This window comes from Streptococcus sp. 29887 (assembly GCF_032595075.1).
In the GTDB taxonomy this organism is placed as follows: domain Bacteria; phylum Bacillota; class Bacilli; order Lactobacillales; family Streptococcaceae; genus Streptococcus; species Streptococcus iners.
In genome coordinates this window covers 1178173-1192949 of sequence record NZ_CP118735.1, presented here as the reverse complement: position 1 = coordinate 1192949, position 14777 = coordinate 1178173, and the positions used below count along the sequence as shown (strand labels likewise).

Genomic DNA, 14777 nt, shown 5'->3' with positions numbered 1-14777 from the left:
GTATCTATCCCTAGGGTTGATAGACAATCTGATAATTTGCATTAAGAATCACACCGTTTTGATAGACAGAATAGTGAGTGTTGTCATTGCCTTCTAAGACATTATATGGAATGGTTTCCGTCCGTGTATAATTCCCCTCGATTACTCGCCAATTATTCTCGCCAAGAATAGAATTAGCATATTCGATGGTCTTTGGACCACTTTCTAGTTGAATACCAGTTTCTGTATTCTTGAGAGGATCTATACCCTCGCTAGACGGATTGCTGACACGGTAAAAGGCATCTACATCCAGTTCTGCCTCTCCAACCTTAGTCAAAATACGATCCCGTGTTGTATCGGTTGGATCAGCCCCAGCTGAATAAAGGGACTGGCTAAGAATAGTATCCTTAGGGATCATCATTAGACTAACTTCACCGATATTATTATCAATGTAGCCCGTTTCAAAAATTCCCTCAGTGATTTTTCCACGTCCTAATAAATTTTGACTGTCTGCAACCAAGCCCTTGATATTGAATATCAAGCTTTCTCCACGACTATTCTGCCATTTTCCAATGATACTATCATAGTTCCCTTGCATAAGTGAATCAATGTCCATGGAAAGAATGGTGGCAACTTCTGCCGAGCTTGAAGGAGCGGTCACACTACTGCTCGAAGAACTGGATACACTTGTCGTTGAACTGGTAGAAGAACTAGAACTTGCTTGATTTTTATTAGGACTACATGCAAAAAGAGTTGACAAAGTCAAAATACTTACTAAAATTAGGCTATAATTCTTTTTCATGTTGTTCTCCTATTCTCTATGAATGGTAAAACCAGTGGCCTGTTTAGTAGCCATAATGGTCATATCTGAGATTTGTACATGCTGAGGCTGATTGGCTACAAATAGGGTACAATTTGCAATATCTTCAGCCTGTAAAGCATCAATCCCTTGATAAACTCCTGCTGCCCTTCCCTTGTCACCATGGAAACGAACCTGACTAAAGTCAGTTTCAACAATACCAGGTTGCAGGGTTGTGACCTTAATATTTTTATCGATTGTATCAATCCTAATACCATCAGATAGGACCTTAACCGCTGATTTTGTAGCAGCATAGACCGCTGCGCCAGCATAGGCATAAATCCCAGCAGTAGAGCCAATATTGATAATATGCCCTTCGTTGTGTGCAACCATCTGGGGCAATATCTGACGTGTAACAGTTAACAAGCCCTTTATATTGGTATCGATCATGGTCATCATATCGGTTAAGTCATAGTCTTGAAATTTATCCAAGCCCAAGGCTAGACCTGCATTGTTCACCAAGATATGAACTTGTCCCACTTCTTGCAGTATCTGTTGGCAAGAATCAATAACTTGCTCACTATTTGTCACATCAAATGAATAGATGTAAACCTGAACATCATAATTATTCTCAAGATCACATTTTATTTCATTTAATTTATCTTTTCTGCGGCCAGTAATAATGACATTATCACCGTTCTTAGCGAAAGCGTAGGCGATGGCTTTCCCAATACCACTGGTTGCACCAGTAACCATACAATTTCTCATATTGATCATTCCTCATTCTGTCTATACAATCATTATATCATTTTTTAGCAGGAAAATAAAAACAACCAAGAAATTTTCTCGATTGTTAAAAGATGTTCATCAAACGCATCAGGTGCATATTAAAACGAACCTGTCTGGCGTAGTAAATATTTCCACCATTTACATAGAGTTTGCCACCGTGGAGGAGGGCAATTGGATGATAATAGGTATAGGTTTCTCCACTTGTATTTCCAAGACTAGGAGCTACTACTGTTTTTGAATACTCTTCAGCTAGAGCTAGGGTATGCTCGCCGCCGTTTTCAGCCACAAAATCAATATAAGCAGGTCCGAAATTGTAGGCTTGGACAGCAGTCCAGACCTCAACTCCTTTTTCCTCTGCTAAGCGTAAATTTTCTGATAAATAGACTATTCCTTGGCGGATACTTTCCTTACTATCTGTAATGGTATTTGTATAGCCTGTTGCAGATTCACTGGACTGCATAACATCTGCTTCTCTCCCCTTGGTTTCTGTGTAAATCATTGCCAAGACAAGTTCTTCATTGGCCCTGGTATCGTTCTCTGCTAGAACTTCTTGAACCATAGCCTGATAGGTCATTACTTGCTTGACATCCTGATAGGTCTGGAAGGTTTTTACTAGTAGAAAAGCAAGGGCGATAAGGCTAATCGCTCTTATTAGTTTTTTCATTTATTTGCTCTTTATGTCTTCGATATTTTTGATTAGAATGGAATAAGTTCCATTATCATTTTGGATAAACTCTACAGATTCAGCATCTTGATAGACGGCATTTGGAACAATCAACTCAATGCCATTTGAGAGCGAAAGTTTCTGGTTCTCAAACTTTTTCAGTTGACGACTGTTGTCAATCTCATCGAAGGAAATCTTATCTGGAATGACTTCTTTTAATTGATCAACAAAATTCAAACGAGCAGTCAAATTGTTATCAAAAAGCTGATCTGCCAATTTTTCAGGAGAAAGTTCATTATCTTCTTCTAAATTGTTGAAAATAGCAGACTTGACCTTGGACTGAAATTGGAAATCTCCTTGGTGAAAATTGTCCGCAATCTTTTGTGCGGTCTGTTCAACTGCTTTGATGGATTTCTTGGCAGAAATGGCTGGCGTGACCTGCAAGAGATTATCTGAAAAGTAATGAAGAAAGGCACCGTTGTGCTTAATCCTCTTTTCAATCAAATAATACTTACGTGTCTGTAGATTGATGATTAAGGCTTCATCTGGCGTAGAACCTGCTCCTGGTAGATTGTTTTGAGTGATTTTTAGCGGGCTATCACTTTCTGAACCAACGTGGGCCAGGTTTTCACGCAGGGCAATTCTTAGAAAGGCGAAATGCTCCACACCATTTCTCTCAAACTCAATGAAGATTAAATCATTGGTCTTGAGATTTTCTGAAATGGAAAATTCTTCTTTCCAGAGGCCAGCAATCTTGACAGAATTGGTCAGTAAATCCTCTTTTAAGTAATCAAGAAAAGGACTATCTGGCTCAAACTGTCCGGTTTTGGCTTCATCAGAAAACACACGCTCGATTTTCTTGCGCAAGTATTCTTCAATTTTGGGACTGACAGTCAAAAGCTGGTCGGCAAGGACCAGCTCTGTGTCATCAGGACTAAATTGATGTATAATCGCTTTTTTTACAAATATATCCATTATAAACCTTCGTAAAGTGGGAATTGTTCTGTCAAAGCACGGACTTCTTGACGAACTTCTTCAAGAACTGCTTCGTTTTCAGCATTTTCAAGTGCTTTGATTGTTAACTCAGCAACCTTGCGAGCTTCTTCTACTCCAAAACCACGGGCAGTAATGGCTGCAGAACCGATACGGATACCGCTGGTCTTAAATGGTGAGAGTTTTTCGTAAGGGATTGAGTTTTTATTTAGGGTGATATTTACTTCATCTAGGAGATGTTGAGCAACCTTTCCGTTTTCAACGACTTTGGTCACATCAACCAAGAAGAGATGGTTATCTGTTCCACCTGTGATGACCTTGAAATTAGGGTTGGCAAGGAAGACTTCTGCCATTGCCTTGCTGTTATCAATAATTTTCTGAGCGTAATCTTTAAAGGCTGGGTCTAAGACTTCTTTGAAGGACACAGCTTTCGCAGCGATAACATGCTCAAGCGGACCACCTTGGATACCAGGGAAGATGGCTGAGTTAATTTTCTTAATGAGCGCTTCATCGTTGGTCAAAATCAAACCACCACGAGGTCCACGGAGGGTTTTGTGGGTTGTAGTCGTTGTGATATGAGCATGAGGAACTGGGTTTGGATGGAGGCCAGCTGCTACAAGACCAGCGATATGGGCCATATCCACCATCAATTTAGCACCAACTGCGTCTGCGATTTCACGGAATTTTGCAAAATCAATGGTACGGGCATAGGCTGAAGCACCTGCTACAATCAGTTTAGGCTGCACTTCTTTTGCCTGCTCTAAAATAGCATCATAGTCAAGCAAACCAGTTTCTTCGTCAACGTTGTAAGCCACAAAGTTATAGGTTTGTCCTGAGAAGCTTACTGCAGCACCGTGGGTTAAGTGACCACCGGCTGACAGGTCCATACCCATGACAGTGTCACCTGGCTCGATTAAGGCCATGTAAGCCGCGCAGTTGGCTTGGCTACCTGAGTGTGGCTGAACGTTAGCATATTGAGCACCGAAGATTTCTTTTGCACGTTCAATAGCAAGACTTTCGATGACGTCAACGCACTCTGTACCGCCATAGTAGCGACGACCTGGGTAACCTTCTGCGTATTTATTGGTCAAAATAGAACCTTGAGCTGCCATAACAGCTTTAGAAACAACGTTTTCAGACGCAATCAATTCGATATTGTTTTGCTGACGTGCTTCTTCTGCTTTAATAGCCTCCCAAACTTCTGTATCAAATTCTTTGTAGTCTACTTTGTCAAAAATCATTTACGGTACTCCTTTGTATTGGGCTAAATGTGCTTGATAAAACGCTTCTGCATTTTATCGGAGTGATAGCCATTCTTTTCGTAGAAAAGATGGGCTTGGAGACGACTTTCAGCAGAATTGAGGCGAATAAAATGGTAGCCCTCTTTCTGTGCAATTTGCTCAACGGCTTTCAGCAGACTTGCTCCAATTCCTTGTCCTTGATGAATAGGCAAAACAGCTAGTCCGAGAATATTGAGGCCTGTATCCGAATAGAGACTTTCATAGACTTGTGCGTGAATGTAACTTTGCACTGCGCCACTTATGTCATCTATATAGACCAACAAGATATGCCCCAATGTGCTCGTGCATCTTAAAAACTGTCGCTCAGTTTGTTCCAATGAACAATCATACCCTAAGGATTGAGCATTGATTTCTCGGATGACTACCAAGTCACCTTTCTCAATGGGACGAATCATGAAACTACCTCAAATTCTATTTCGGGAATGGCTTTCTGAATCTCTTCGCGACTGATAGCACCTTGGCGCAAAATCCGCGCTTTCTGTCCAGAAAGGTCCAAAATCGTTGAATCAATGCCTGTCAGAGCTTGGTCATCCTCAATGCCAGGCAAATCAACTGAAAATTGTGCCTGGATGTCCGAAAACTTCTTGCCACTTTCGTTTCCTGAAAAATTGGCGGACGGTCCAATGAGTGGGCCAGTCTCTGAAATCAAACGTAAGGTTTGTTCGTGATTGGGAAGACGAAATCCAACAGTATCCAGTCCAGAATTAACCCAAAAAGGAACATTTTTGTTCGCTTTTAGGATAATTGTTAGGGGGCCTGGCATGAATCTATTATACAGTTTTTCCAGAAAATAGGGTGGATTTTGACTGAAAAAATAAATATCGTTCAGGTTTGATACATTTAAGTTCATGGCCTTATCTCTCGGACGCTGTTTCAACTGATAGACACGATTGACTGCATCTTCATTCAAGGCTTGCGCAAAGAGACCATAGACCGTTTCAGTCGGCAAAACAACAGCCCCACCACTTTCGAGGATTGTTCGGAGTTTATCCAATGTCATCTGCCACAACCTTTCTATCCTGACCGAATTGGTCTTTTATAACGCGAACACGCTTTTCGGGAAAATGCAGGGCCAGTAAGTCTGTTAAAGCCTGCCCTTGCTTGTAGCCAATTTCAAAGTAGAGTTTTCCATTTCCCTTCAAAAATGTCCCTGCCTGCTCCGCAATTTGTCGATAGATGGCCAGCCCATCTTCTTCTGCGAACAGGGCTAAATGTGGTTCCGATGTTAAAACATTGGCTCCAACTTCGTCCTTGTCGTCTGGTGAGATATAAGGTGGATTGGAAACAATGATATCAAATTGACCTGTCACAGCTTGCAAGACATCCGACTGTATGAATTGAACAGAAACCTGATTGCTTCTTGCATTTTCCTGAGCCACTGCCAAGGCATCTTCTGAGATATCTACTGCTACCACTTCCCAATCAGGTCTAGCTTTTGCAAGGGAAATAGCTATGGCACCGCTTCCTGTACCGATATCTAAGATACGCAAACCTGCTCTGCTATTTTCCTGCAAAATCAAATCGACCAATTCTTCCGTTTCAGGTCTTGGAATCAAGACTCGCTCATCCACCGCAAACTCTAAGCCATGAAAATCAGCCTTGCCGATAATGTACTGGGCAGGTCGGTGTTGGGAAAGTTGCTGAAAAATATGGTTCAGTAGCTCTTGGTCAGCTGTACTAACTTCCTGTCGGAGCAAGAGGAGAAATTCCGTAAAATTCAGTCCTTTTAAGCCTCGAAAGGTGAAGGACAGGGACTCTGCCTCTTCACCTATTGCTACTAATTCTTCTTCGTATGCTGCAAATAATTGAGCGTAATTCATTATTTATTAAGCTCTTCCAGTTTTTGTGTTTGGTCGTAGAGTACAAGGGCATCAACAACTTCGTCCATCTTACCAGACAAGATGGTATCGAGCTTCTGCAAAGTCAAGCCAATACGGTGGTCTGTCACACGGTTTTGTGGGAAGTTGTAAGTACGGATACGCTCTGAACGGTCACCAGTACCGATGGTAGATTTACGCTCTGCATCCTGCTCATCTTGGGCAATTTGTGCAAAGTGGTCAGCTACACGGGCACGGATAATCTTCATAGCTTTTTCACGGTTTTTCTGCTGGGTCCGTTCTTCCTGCATTTCCACCTTGATGTTGGTTGGCAAGTGAACGATACGTACGGCAGTCGCAACCTTGTTGACGTTCTGTCCACCAGCACCAGACGCGTGGTAGATATCAACACGGAGGTCTTTTGGATCGATGTCATACTCCACTTCTTCGACTTCTGGCATGATGAGGACAGTCGCTGTTGAGGTGTGGACCCGACCTTGGCTTTCTGTCACAGGGACACGTTGGACACGGTGAGCTCCTGACTCATACTTGAGTTTTGAATAAACGGATTGGCCAGATACCATGGCAACCACTTCCTTGATACCACCGACACCATTGTAAGAAGCCTCCATGACTTCAAAACGCCAACCTTGGCCTTCTGCATATTTTTGGTACATGGTCAAAAGGTCACCAGCAAAAAGGGCAGCCTCATCTCCACCTGCAGCACCACGGATTTCCAAGATGATGTTTTTGTCATCGTTAGGGTCTTTGGGCAAGAGAAGGATTTTCAACTTTTCTTCGTAAGCCTCTTTATCAGCTTTTGCTTGTTTAAGCTCTTCCTTAGCCATTTCTTCCAAGTCAGCGTCACCAGAAGATTCCTTGATCATTTCCTCGGCATCAATGATATTTTGAAGAACCACTTTGTATTCACGGTAGGCTGTTACTGTATCACGAGTCGCCGCTTCTTCTTTGGACAACTCCATAAAACGCTTGGTATCGCTGACCACATCAGGGTCAGACAACAATTCACCAAGTTCCTCGTAGCGGTCTTCCACCGCCTGTAATTGATCGTAGATGTTCATAAGATTAAGATACAAAGCCCGTTAAACAAGCACAGTCAAAATAGGAATTTTGACCAAGTGTTACAAACACTTGGAGAAATTATCTTTTTGACACAGCTTGTAGGGCGTGTTCAATTCCTTTCTATAATATATAGGTCATGAAATAGGCACAGTTCGTAGCCCGAATTCAGTTCCTTTCTAAAAATTTGGAAAGAACACACTTCTAGTTAGCTTGTAGGGCGTGTTCAATTCCATTAAGATATTAACGCCGTTAAGCGACTCAAAGGAAATTAGGAATTCTGACGTGGAAACTTCGGTTTCTAGGAAGAGTTATCTATTTCCACAGAGTCGTAGGCGTATTCAGTTCTGTTCGTATTGTCACAGGACTCAGCTAGAATAGGCACAGTTTCTAGCATGTGTTCATTCTTTCGATAGATGGTTTACTTGCGCTACATCTCAATTTCCGGCGAAAAATAATGTTTGCGGCAAACTGGGATGTAGGTTTCATTTCCACCGATTTGAATTTGAGCGCCTTCATAGGTTGGCTTACCATCTTGCGTTCGCAAAACCATAGTGGCTTTCTTGGAACAATATTGGCAGATTGTTTTAATCTCATCCAATTTATCGGCCAACAGCAACAAGTGTTTGGAGCCTTCAAAGAGCTCATTGCGGAAATCATTTTTTAGACCAAAGGCCATAACTGGAACATCCAATTCATCTACCACTCGTGCCAAGTCATAGACATGGTGGCGACGAAGGAATTGGGCTTCATCAATCAAAACACAGTAAGGACGAGGTTCCATTTTCTGAATGAAACCAAAGATGTCCATCTCATCATCAATTGCTACTGCTTCACGTCGCATACCAATACGACTTGAAACAACACCAAAGGCATCGCGGGTATCCAAGGCAGAAGTCATAATGACGACAGGCTTACCCTGCTCTTCATAGTTATGGGCAACTTTAAGAATTTCAATGGTTTTGCCAGAATTCATCGTCCCATATTTATAGTATAATTGAGCCACTTTTCTCTTTCCAATCTTAAAATTTCACTCTTTCCATTTTATCATAAATTGACCATTTAGGAAATAGAAAAACAAGCCCGATTTGAGCTTGTTTGTTATTAGAACCAAGGTAATGATAAGAAATTTCCGACACACTCAAAAATAATTTTAGCAGCTTTTGGTTTCCACTTGTACAACATGACACATCCATAGATTAAGCTGAAGAAGGAGAATGTGATCAATAATGGGCCTTGCCATATACTTTTGGCAAAAACAGTTGCCACTAGATACAAAAACAGACCGGCAAGCATGAATGAAATCATCATACGATAAACATAGTTCATAAGCCAACACCTCCTATGTACGTGTAGAATAGCACAAAATGTAAGCGTTGTCAATTATTTGCTTATAGAAAGCAAGTGAAATTTATGCTATACTGAAACTAGCAAAATAAAGGAGAAACCATATGCCATTTGTACGTATTGATTTGTTTGAAGGACGCACAGAGGAACAAAAAATCGCTCTTGCCCGTGAAGTAACTGAGGTGGTATCACGCAATACCAATGCACCAAAAGAAGCCATTCATGTCTTTATCAACGATATGAAAGAAGGAACTTACTTCCCACACGGCGAAATGAAACGAAAATAAGCAGAAACCCACTCTTGCACAGTGATATACTCTCCCTATAGTGGACATTGAAATAATAAAAGATTAAACAATGGCCTTGTCCCTCGTTCAAAGAGGGGCAAGGCCATTGTTGTGTTCTTGAAAATGTTCATTATTGTAAAAATAGATGTAGCCATCAATATCTGAAACCAACTCCTCAAAGGTCCCTTTATAGTTTCTAGTGAAAATTTTTGTTTTTTCACTGTCCACTATAAGGGGAGTATATCAGGATAGTCGAGAGGTTTTTTGCATAAAAATAATGTTCATTTTCGAAAACTTTTTATATAGAATAGACAAATAACAGAAGACTAAAAAGAGTGGAAAGATTTTGCAAATCAAAAAAGGAAGCTCGTCCAAAATCAGTCGGTTGGAAGTGAGCGCTCCCTTCTCAAAACAGTTTATCTTTTCTTTAGCCGTCCAAATGCCAATTCATAGCTCAAATTTGATTTAGCTTCTTGATAAAGAAAGAGAAAACACGCTTCCTCACTATCAAAAGAACTAGTATGAGGATAACTGCTACGTTCTATGGTCTCATCAACTTTCCATACGCCTTCGTCTTGGTAAACACCCTTCATAAAATATCCGCAATCTCCACCTAATGGAGTTTGATGAATACTAAATCCTGGGCCCTCATATCGACGAAAACACTTCTCATAAATCCACCAAAACTCGTCTGCTTTCATTAGTTTCTACCTCCTAAGTGCAAGCTCATGATAAAAAGGTACACTGGACCTTTTTATTTCTTATCATCTTCATCCATGCTGAGTACGCTGAGGAAGGCTTCCTGAGGGACTTCGACGGATCCAATGGCTTTCATCCGTTTTTTACCGGCTTTTTGTTTTTCTAAGAGTTTGCGTTTACGGGAAACGTCACCGCCATAACACTTGGCCAAAACGTTCTTGCGAAGAGCCTTGATGTCGCTCCGAGCCACGATTTTTTGACCGATAGCTGCCTGGATTGGCACTTCAAACTGCTGACGAGGGATAATTTTCTTGAGCTTATCCACGATAATTTTCCCACGTTCATAGGCAAATTCCTTGTGGACGATAAAGCTGAGGGCATCGACCTTGTCACCATTAAGGAGAATGTCCATTTTCACCAACTTGGATGAACGGTATTCAGAAATCTCATAGTCAAAGCTTGCGTAGCCACGAGTTGAGGACTTGAGTTTGTCAAAGAAATCAAAGACAATCTCAGCCAGCGGAATTTGGTAGATGACATTGACACGATTATCATCGATATAATCCATGGTTACAAAGTCACCACGCTTGCGTTGAGCCAATTCCATAACTGCACCGACATATTCCTGTGGTACCATGATTTGTGCTTTAACGTAAGGTTCTTCAATATTGGCAATCTTGGTTGGGTCTGGGAACTCTGACGGGTTGGCTACATCAATCATTTCTCCGTCTGTCATATTTACATGGTAAACTACCGACGGAGCTGTCATGATCAGGTCAATGTTAAACTCACGCTCAATTCGTTCTTGGATAACATCCATGTGCAAGAGCCCCAAGAAGCCACAACGGAAACCAAATCCTAGTGCTTGCGATGTTTCAGGTTCGAACTGCAAGCTGGCATCGTTAAGCTGGAGCTTTTCTAAAGCTTCACGCAAGTCATTATACTTATTGGAATCAATCGGATAGATACCGGCAAAGACCATTGGGTTCATCTGCTTGTAGCCCGCTAGTGGCTCACTGGCAGGATTTTCAGCCAAGGTCACCGTATCACCGACACGGGTATCTGCAACTGTCTTGATAGAGGCTGCAATGTAACCAACATCACCAGTCGCCAAGTAATCACGACCAATTGCTTTGGGTGTGAAAATCCCCACTTCCGTCACATCGAAAGTCTTACCATTGCTCATCATCTGAATGGTATCACCAGGTTTTACCACACCATTGACGATACGAACTTGCAAGATAACGCCACGGTAAGGATCATAAACCGAGTCAAAAATCAAGGCTTGAAGCGGTGCAGCGACATCACCAGTCGGTGCTGGAACTTTCTCTACGATTTGCTCCAAGATTTCCTCGATACCAATACCTGCCTTAGCCGATGTTGGTACAGCTTCTGAGGCATCCAAACCAATCACATCTTCAATTTCCTGACGGACACGTTCTGGGTCTGCTGCTGGCAGGTCAATCTTGTTGATGATTGGTAGGATTTCCAAGTCATTATCCAAGGCCAGATAAACGTTAGCCAAGGTCTGTGCTTCAATCCCTTGAGCTGCATCCACCACCAAGATTGCTCCTTCACAAGCTGCAAGAGAACGAGATACTTCATAGGTAAAGTCCACGTGTCCCGGCGTGTCAATCAAGTGGAAAATGTAGGTTTCCCCATCTTTAGCCTTGTAATTAAGCTGAACAGCGTTCAATTTGATGGTAATCCCTCGCTCACGCTCCAAGTCCATACTGTCGAGCAACTGGGCCTGCATTTCTCGGCTAGATACTGTTTCTGTTTTTTCAAGAATGCGGTCAGCCAAGGTTGATTTTCCATGGTCAATATGGGCAATAATGGAGAAATTACGGATTTTCTCCTGTCGTTTTTTCAATTCTTCTAAATTCATGTTTCTTCCTCTACAAGAGTATTACTCCTCATTATATCAGATTTAGTGATAATTTTCCATAAGAAAAACACCTAGAAACTAGGTGTCTGCTCTGCTATTTCCCCAACCATAAGGCGATTTCACGGTGAGCGGCTTCTATGCTGTCAGATCCGTGAACAACATTTGCCACAATACCATCAATTGGTGCAGTGGCGAAATCTCCTCGAATGGTTCCAGGCAAGGCATTGACTGGATTGGTAGCCCCCATCATATCTCGCCAAGATTTGACGACTTCAGGTCCTTCTAAAATCCCAGCAATGACTGGTCCGCTGGTCATGTAGTCAACCAAGAGCGGAAAGAAAGGTTTGTCTGTTAAATGCTCATAATGTTGAGCGACCAAGTCCTCCGTCGCTGTCATCATATTTAGGTCACGAATGACAAATCCACGACGTTCCACTCTGCTGAGAATTTGCCCAACCAGCCCACGTTTGATAGCGTCAGGTTTGATAATGAAAAATGTTTGTTCCATAAAAACCTCCTAAATCTCACTCAGGATAGCATCCCAAGCCTGGTCATAACCATGGCGGGTTTCGGATGAAAAGACGACAAATTGGTCATTTTTATCGAAATCCAATTTCTTTTTGATAATGGATTCATGCTTGTTCCATTTACCACGTGGAATTTTATCTGCCTTGGTCGCAACGATGATGACTGGAATTTCATAGTATTTTAAAAACTCATACATTTGGACATCGTCAGCCGATGGCTCATGGCGCATATCAACCAAGCTAACTACCACACGCAAATTATCGCGACTGGTCAAGTATTCTTCAATCATTTTGCCCCATTTTGCTCGCTCAGCCTTAGAAACCTTGGCATAACCATAGCCTGGCACATCGACGAAACGAATTTTGTCATCGATATTGTAAAAGTTTAACTGTTGGGTCTTACCTGGTTTTCCTGAAGTGCGGGCCAGATTTTTTCTTCCGAGCAAGGTATTGATGAAGGAAGATTTTCCGACATTTGATCGGCCAGCCAGGGCGATTTCAGGAATATCGTCATCAGGGTATTGGGCCTTTGAAACTGCACTAAGCAGAATTTCAGCATTGTGTGTATTGATTTCCATTCTTTACCTCTCATAAATAAGGGGGAGAAAGCCAGTTGCTTATCACCCCTAATGATCATTTTTAGGCAGTTTCTAGCAATGGTTTTTCCTTGCCATCTACTGCTGCTTTTGTAACACGAACACGTTTGACGTCATCTTGACTTGGAACTTCAAACATGACATCCAACATGGTTTCTTCGATAATAGAACGAAGTCCACGCGCTCCTGTTTTCCGCTCAATCGCCTTCTCAGCAATGGCCAACAAGGCATCCTCATCAAAATCCAACTCTACATCATCGTAAGACAAGAGGGTTTGGTATTGTTTAACCAGAGCATTCTTAGGTTCCGTCAAAATACGCACCAAGTCCTCGGTTGTTAACTGGTCTAAAGCCGCAAATACAGGCAAGCGACCAATCAATTCTGGAATGATACCAAACTTTTGAATATCATCAGCAATGATGTGTTGCATGTAAGAATCTTTTTCATCAATAGCACGATTGTTTTGACCGAAACCGATGATTTTCTCACCTAGACGTTGCTTGACAATTTCCTCAATCCCGTCAAAAGCACCACCTACGATGAATAGAATGTTTTTTGTATCCACATGGATCATTTCTTGGTTAGGATGCTTGCGTCCGCCTTGTGGTGGCACGCTGGCAACTGTTCCCTCAATGATTTTCAAGAGAGCCTGTTGGACACCTTCACCCGAAACATCGCGGGTAATGGACACATTTTCACCTTTTTTGGCAATTTTATCAATTTCATCCACATAGATAATCCCTCGTTCTGCGCGGTCAATGTTAAAATCTGCCGCCTGCAAGAGTTTAAGAAGGATATTTTCCACGTCTTCACCAACATAACCCGCCTCAGTAAGAGCGGTCGCATCAGCAATAGCAAACGGGACATTCAAACTTTTAGCCAAGGTCTGAGCTAGGAAGGTTTTTCCTGAACCAGTCGGACCAATCATCAGGATGTTTGATTTTTGCAGATCAACATCATTCTCATCACGGCTATCCTGGAAATTTATCCGCTTGTAGTGGTTGTAGACTGCTACTGCCAAGGCGCGTTTAGCACGGTCCTGTCCGATAACATAATTGTTTAAAATATTGAGTAATTCCTGTGGCTTTGGAGTGTCAGCCAGGTCAGTCAATACTTCTTCTGCCAATTCTTCGCGAATAATTTCCTGAGCCAGCTCCACACATTCATTACAGATGAACACATTGTTTCCAGCGATAATTTTTTTTACTTCTTCTTGATTTTTTCCGCAAAATGAGCAATAAATTAACTCATGGTTATGCTTAACAGCCATTTATCTCCTCTTTCATATCTCTTATCTAAACAAAAATCCATATACAGCATGGATGCTATTGACTAAATTGGTAAAAGCGTTCAATAGAAACAAAATCGCTAAACCAAATCTTTTCTTTTTAAAGGCTTGAATTGCACAAAGAACACAGATTCCACATAGAAATGCTGTAAACAAACCGAATAAACTTCTCTCCATGCCTATTTCTCTCTTCTTTTATAGTTTTTAATGATGAAATCAACTGGATTGGCTTCATCTTTTGGACGAAATTGTTCACTTTGTAACTGGAAATCTTCCATTGGAAAAACTTCTGGAAAGAAAATATCACCGTCAAATTGCCCGTGAATATGTGTTACAATCAATTCTTCGATGTAGGGTGCAAAAGCAGTGAAAATTTGACCACCACCAATTACAAATAGAGTTCCTTCTTGTTGATGGTACCAGTCTAGAACAGCTTCTACATTGTGCAAGACTGTGACTCGGTCATTCTCAACTTGATAGGTTTCATCACTTGTCAGTACTAAGGAATGACGATTTGGAAGAGCACGTTTTCCCATACCATCAAAAGTCACACGCCCCATCACCATTGCATGACCAGTAGTCGTTTCTTTAAAATGTTCTAGGTCAGCTGGCAAAGACCAGGGCAATTTATCCCCTTTTCCAATCAAACCATTTTCATCTTGAGCCCAAATTGCCACAATCTTTTTTGTCATTTTCTCTCACTTTCCGTCCTATCATTCTATC

The 14777-nt window shown here is 41.7% G+C and carries 19 protein-coding genes; 1 reads left to right on the top strand and 18 read right to left on the bottom strand.

All coding sequences use genetic code 11. The annotated features are described in order from the left end of the window. Positions 1–10 precede the first annotated feature (10 nt). The 11 genes from PW252_RS05900 to PW252_RS05850 form a co-directional block, all read right to left on the bottom strand. Positions 11–781: a DUF6287 domain-containing protein gene (locus tag PW252_RS05900; protein ID WP_248050085.1), complete on the bottom strand. Its 771-nt coding sequence runs from the start codon at positions 779–781 to the stop codon at positions 11–13. A 9-nt stretch (positions 782–790) separates the two neighbouring features. Continuing rightward, positions 791–1546, bottom strand: a complete 756-nt coding sequence (locus tag PW252_RS05895) for an SDR family NAD(P)-dependent oxidoreductase (protein ID WP_398582922.1) — start codon at positions 1544–1546, stop codon at positions 791–793. A gap of 85 nt (positions 1547–1631) precedes the next feature. Continuing rightward, complete coding sequence (locus PW252_RS05890) at positions 1632–2231, bottom strand: lysozyme family protein (protein WP_105117040.1); 600 nt, start codon at positions 2229–2231, stop codon at positions 1632–1634. Beyond that, the gene (locus tag PW252_RS05885; protein ID WP_172081037.1) at positions 2232–3206 is read right to left on the bottom strand and encodes a nucleoid-associated protein; all 975 of its coding nucleotides are present in this window, start codon (positions 3204–3206) and stop codon (positions 2232–2234) included. Continuing rightward, positions 3206–4465 carry a serine hydroxymethyltransferase gene (glyA, locus tag PW252_RS05880; RefSeq protein ID WP_248050089.1) on the bottom strand — a complete coding sequence of 420 codons (1260 nt, stop codon included), beginning with the start codon at positions 4463–4465 and terminating at the stop codon, positions 3206–3208. Before glyA ends, PW252_RS05885 begins: the two co-directional genes overlap by 1 nt. Before the next feature lie 23 nt (positions 4466–4488). Next, the gene (locus tag PW252_RS05875) at positions 4489–4920 is read right to left on the bottom strand and encodes a GNAT family N-acetyltransferase (protein ID WP_248050092.1); all 432 of its coding nucleotides are present in this window, start codon (positions 4918–4920) and stop codon (positions 4489–4491) included. Next, complete coding sequence (locus PW252_RS05870; protein ID WP_248050095.1) at positions 4917–5525, bottom strand: L-threonylcarbamoyladenylate synthase; 609 nt, start codon at positions 5523–5525, stop codon at positions 4917–4919. The genes PW252_RS05875 and PW252_RS05870 overlap by 4 nt, the downstream gene beginning before the upstream one ends. Further along, positions 5512–6345 carry a peptide chain release factor N(5)-glutamine methyltransferase gene (prmC, locus tag PW252_RS05865; RefSeq protein ID WP_248050097.1) on the bottom strand — a complete coding sequence of 278 codons (834 nt, stop codon included), beginning with the start codon at positions 6343–6345 and terminating at the stop codon, positions 5512–5514. The genes PW252_RS05870 and prmC overlap by 14 nt, the downstream gene beginning before the upstream one ends. Continuing rightward, entirely contained in the window at positions 6345–7424 is a 1080-nt protein-coding gene (gene prfA / locus PW252_RS05860) for a peptide chain release factor 1 (RefSeq protein ID WP_029998270.1), read from the bottom strand. The genes prmC and prfA overlap by 1 nt, the downstream gene beginning before the upstream one ends. A gap of 428 nt (positions 7425–7852) precedes the next feature. Beyond that, entirely contained in the window at positions 7853–8428 is a 576-nt protein-coding gene (locus PW252_RS05855) for a thymidine kinase (protein ID WP_248050099.1), read from the bottom strand. Between the two features lie 98 nt (positions 8429–8526). Next, positions 8527–8751 (bottom strand): hypothetical protein, encoded by a 225-nt coding sequence (locus tag PW252_RS05850; RefSeq protein WP_248050101.1) that lies wholly within the window; start codon positions 8749–8751, stop codon positions 8527–8529. A gap of 122 nt (positions 8752–8873) precedes the next feature. Between PW252_RS05850 and PW252_RS05845 the strand changes: the two genes are divergently transcribed. Continuing rightward, the gene (locus PW252_RS05845; protein ID WP_024413156.1) at positions 8874–9056 is read left to right on the top strand and encodes a 4-oxalocrotonate tautomerase; all 183 of its coding nucleotides are present in this window, start codon (positions 8874–8876) and stop codon (positions 9054–9056) included. A gap of 87 nt (positions 9057–9143) precedes the next feature. Here the strand turns inward: PW252_RS05845 and PW252_RS11320 are convergent, their stop codons facing one another. From PW252_RS11320 to PW252_RS05815, 7 genes are all read right to left on the bottom strand, one after another. Then, on the bottom strand, positions 9144–9287 hold the full coding sequence (locus tag PW252_RS11320) for an IS3 family transposase (protein WP_330847369.1): 144 nt from the start codon (positions 9285–9287) through the stop codon (positions 9144–9146). A gap of 185 nt (positions 9288–9472) precedes the next feature. Further along, positions 9473–9757 (bottom strand): hypothetical protein, encoded by a 285-nt coding sequence (locus tag PW252_RS05840; protein WP_105124579.1) that lies wholly within the window; start codon positions 9755–9757, stop codon positions 9473–9475. A gap of 53 nt (positions 9758–9810) precedes the next feature. After that, positions 9811–11643 carry a translation elongation factor 4 gene (gene lepA, locus PW252_RS05835; protein WP_105117046.1) on the bottom strand — a complete coding sequence of 611 codons (1833 nt, stop codon included), beginning with the start codon at positions 11641–11643 and terminating at the stop codon, positions 9811–9813. 94 nt (positions 11644–11737) lie between these two features. After that, positions 11738–12151, bottom strand: coding sequence for a nucleoside-diphosphate kinase (ndk, locus tag PW252_RS05830; protein ID WP_100881362.1), 414 nt, complete (start codon positions 12149–12151; stop codon positions 11738–11740). Between the two features lie 9 nt (positions 12152–12160). Continuing rightward, positions 12161–12748, bottom strand: coding sequence for a ribosome biogenesis GTP-binding protein YihA/YsxC (gene yihA, locus PW252_RS05825; protein WP_100881361.1), 588 nt, complete (start codon positions 12746–12748; stop codon positions 12161–12163). A gap of 61 nt (positions 12749–12809) precedes the next feature. After that, on the bottom strand, positions 12810–14036 hold the full coding sequence (gene clpX, locus PW252_RS05820; RefSeq protein ID WP_248050103.1) for an ATP-dependent Clp protease ATP-binding subunit ClpX: 1227 nt from the start codon (positions 14034–14036) through the stop codon (positions 12810–12812). A 197-nt stretch (positions 14037–14233) separates the two neighbouring features. Next, complete coding sequence (locus tag PW252_RS05815) at positions 14234–14746, bottom strand: dihydrofolate reductase (protein WP_248050106.1); 513 nt, start codon at positions 14744–14746, stop codon at positions 14234–14236. Between the last annotated feature and the right edge of the window lie 31 nt (positions 14747–14777).

Excerpts from the sequence above, each read along its gene's own strand:
- PW252_RS05900 (WP_248050085.1), bottom strand. The coding sequence starts at position 781 with ATGAAAAAGAATTATAGCCTAATTTTAGTAAGTATTTTGACTTTGTCA.
- PW252_RS05895 (WP_398582922.1), bottom strand. The coding sequence starts at position 1,546 with ATGAGAAATTGTATGGTTACTGGTGCAACCAGTGGTATTGGGAAAGCC.
- PW252_RS05890 (WP_105117040.1), bottom strand. The coding sequence starts at position 2,231 with ATGAAAAAACTAATAAGAGCGATTAGCCTTATCGCCCTTGCTTTTCTA.
- PW252_RS05885 (WP_172081037.1), bottom strand. The coding sequence starts at position 3,206 with ATGGATATATTTGTAAAAAAAGCGATTATACATCAATTTAGTCCTGAT.
- glyA (WP_248050089.1), bottom strand. The coding sequence starts at position 4,465 with ATGATTTTTGACAAAGTAGACTACAAAGAATTTGATACAGAAGTTTGG.
- PW252_RS05875 (WP_248050092.1), bottom strand. The coding sequence starts at position 4,920 with ATGATTCGTCCCATTGAGAAAGGTGACTTGGTAGTCATCCGAGAAATC.
- PW252_RS05870 (WP_248050095.1), bottom strand. The coding sequence starts at position 5,525 with ATGACATTGGATAAACTCCGAACAATCCTCGAAAGTGGTGGGGCTGTT.
- prmC (WP_248050097.1), bottom strand. The coding sequence starts at position 6,345 with ATGAATTACGCTCAATTATTTGCAGCATACGAAGAAGAATTAGTAGCA.
- prfA (WP_029998270.1), bottom strand. The coding sequence starts at position 7,424 with ATGAACATCTACGATCAATTACAGGCGGTGGAAGACCGCTACGAGGAA.
- PW252_RS05850 (WP_248050101.1), bottom strand. The coding sequence starts at position 8,751 with ATGAACTATGTTTATCGTATGATGATTTCATTCATGCTTGCCGGTCTG.
- PW252_RS05845 (WP_024413156.1), top strand. The coding sequence starts at position 8,874 with ATGCCATTTGTACGTATTGATTTGTTTGAAGGACGCACAGAGGAACAA.
- PW252_RS05840 (WP_105124579.1), bottom strand. The coding sequence starts at position 9,757 with ATGAAAGCAGACGAGTTTTGGTGGATTTATGAGAAGTGTTTTCGTCGA.
- lepA (WP_105117046.1), bottom strand. The coding sequence starts at position 11,643 with ATGAATTTAGAAGAATTGAAAAAACGACAGGAGAAAATCCGTAATTTC.
- ndk (WP_100881362.1), bottom strand. The coding sequence starts at position 12,151 with ATGGAACAAACATTTTTCATTATCAAACCTGACGCTATCAAACGTGGG.
- yihA (WP_100881361.1), bottom strand. The coding sequence starts at position 12,748 with ATGGAAATCAATACACACAATGCTGAAATTCTGCTTAGTGCAGTTTCA.
- clpX (WP_248050103.1), bottom strand. The coding sequence starts at position 14,036 with ATGGCTGTTAAGCATAACCATGAGTTAATTTATTGCTCATTTTGCGGA.
- PW252_RS05815 (WP_248050106.1), bottom strand. The coding sequence starts at position 14,746 with ATGACAAAAAAGATTGTGGCAATTTGGGCTCAAGATGAAAATGGTTTG.